Genomic DNA, 1,424 nt, shown 5'->3' with positions numbered 1-1,424 from the left:
ACTTAATTGATTAGTTCGCTCTAGAGCAAAAACAATTGACAAAAATCGCTAAATGCCTTTCTATATAAGGGTTCCATCCCTTATAACCCCCGTCCATTGCATAACACAAACCGAAGAGCCCAAATCTTGTTTGTTCATCCTCAAGGAGCATTTCTATCACTTCACAAAGATTTGTCCGTAATTTATCTAAAGTTTCACCTTGAGAATGTACTCCGGGGAACCCAGGGACATAACCAACATAGAGATTAGTATCAAAATCTTTTTCTACAACAGCAGTAAATGTGTTCATAACCGATACCTAATTTTTAGGCTGACCAGAATAAAAAATAATTATGACATAAATATATAAGGAGAGCGCTAACAAATCTTGGTGCGTTCCCAGGAATTTATTGGCGGAGTAATTCGGAGTTGTCGTGGGGAACGCACCCTACAGCGATGACTAATCTTGGTAATGATAGCGACAGGAAATAATTGTTAGATAATGATCATCGACAACATAAACAAGACGATTAGCTTCATCCGTACGGGACCAAAAACCTGACAAATTCTCTCTCAAGGGTTCAGGTTTACCGATTCCTTCAAAGGGATTGGATAGAGTATCTTGGATGAGCAGATTGATTCTTTTCAGGGTTTTCTTGTCCTGAGATTGCCAATAAAGATAATCTTTTCATGCTTTACTACCCCAAGCCAACTTACGCATCGATTAAATCATGTTCTTGTGTTTTACCTGCTTGATATTCTGCGATCGCTTCTTGCAAATGTTGAGCATTAGCTGCAGATCTTAAGAGATAAACTGTTTCCATCAGACTGTCATAATAACTTTTAGACATGATAACAACATCTTCTGTATCTCCTCTGACAATGAAAGTACAGTTTTTATCATTGGCTACTGTATCTATTACAGATTTAAAGTTTTTTTGGGCTTCACTAAAGTTGACAATGTTGACGCTCATCAGAGTTGTACATGGTTAAGTACAATTGTTATTATAGTTCTGTCCAAATCTGGTTGGCAAAACCCAAAGGCTTCGGGGAACGCACCCTCAAGCTAAACCGAAATAGCATCGCCCTGTTTGGGAAACTTTTCTTTAATATAGCGGAGCAGATCTGACGCAATACCATGATTGTAAATTTTCTTAAATTGCTGCCTTATCTGGCATTATACCTGATTAGAATCTGCTCCGAGACAATCACTTGCGTTAAAACAAAATAAGGCGCGTTACATTTTATTAACACACCCAACCAGATCGGCGATCGCACTATGGAGCGCAGCGGAATTGCCGTCCGGTGCAGCGCATTGTTGGGAGTCCATAAGTCTTTTGATCAGAGCATTACTCATGAGAATTGCTTTTTGGTGATCATTTTGTGCAATACTAATTACTTCTTCAGCATCTTCATCACTGATCATTTCAAATTGTTTCTGGCTT

At 38.7% G+C, this 1,424-nt stretch carries 2 protein-coding genes and 2 pseudogenes; all 4 read right to left on the bottom strand.

Annotated features, from left to right (window positions below):
- Positions 1 to 10: 10 nt before the first annotated feature.
- Positions 11 to 289, bottom strand: coding sequence for a type II toxin-antitoxin system HicB family antitoxin (locus PX482_RS27965; RefSeq protein ID WP_002756845.1), 279 nt, complete (start codon positions 287 to 289; stop codon positions 11 to 13).
- Positions 290 to 439: 150 nt separating this feature from the next.
- Positions 440 to 655: pseudogene (locus PX482_RS00640) on the bottom strand (Txe/YoeB family addiction module toxin); the annotation flags it as partial.
- A gap of 37 nt (positions 656 to 692) precedes the next feature.
- Positions 693 to 953, bottom strand: a complete 261-nt coding sequence (locus PX482_RS00635; RefSeq protein ID WP_002756849.1) for a type II toxin-antitoxin system Phd/YefM family antitoxin — start codon at positions 951 to 953, stop codon at positions 693 to 695.
- Positions 954 to 1,216: 263 nt separating this feature from the next.
- A pseudogene (locus tag PX482_RS00630) lies at positions 1,217 to 1,424 on the bottom strand (SAM-dependent methyltransferase); the annotation flags it as partial.

The sequence above is a fragment of the Microcystis sp. M53602_WE12 genome (genome assembly GCF_030065455.1).
GTDB classification, from domain to species: Bacteria; Cyanobacteriota; Cyanobacteriia; order Cyanobacteriales; family Microcystaceae; genus Microcystis; species Microcystis aeruginosa.
The sequence above is the reverse complement of the archived record's forward strand: the minus strand, read 5'-3'. Positions and strand labels throughout refer to the sequence as shown.

Bases quoted from the DNA above. Each gene is read 5' to 3' on its own strand.
- PX482_RS27965 (WP_002756845.1), bottom strand. From the start codon at position 289: ATGAACACATTTACTGCTGTTGTAGAAAAAGATTTTGATACTAATCTC.
- PX482_RS00635 (WP_002756849.1), bottom strand. From the start codon at position 953: ATGAGCGTCAACATTGTCAACTTTAGTGAAGCCCAAAAAAACTTTAAA.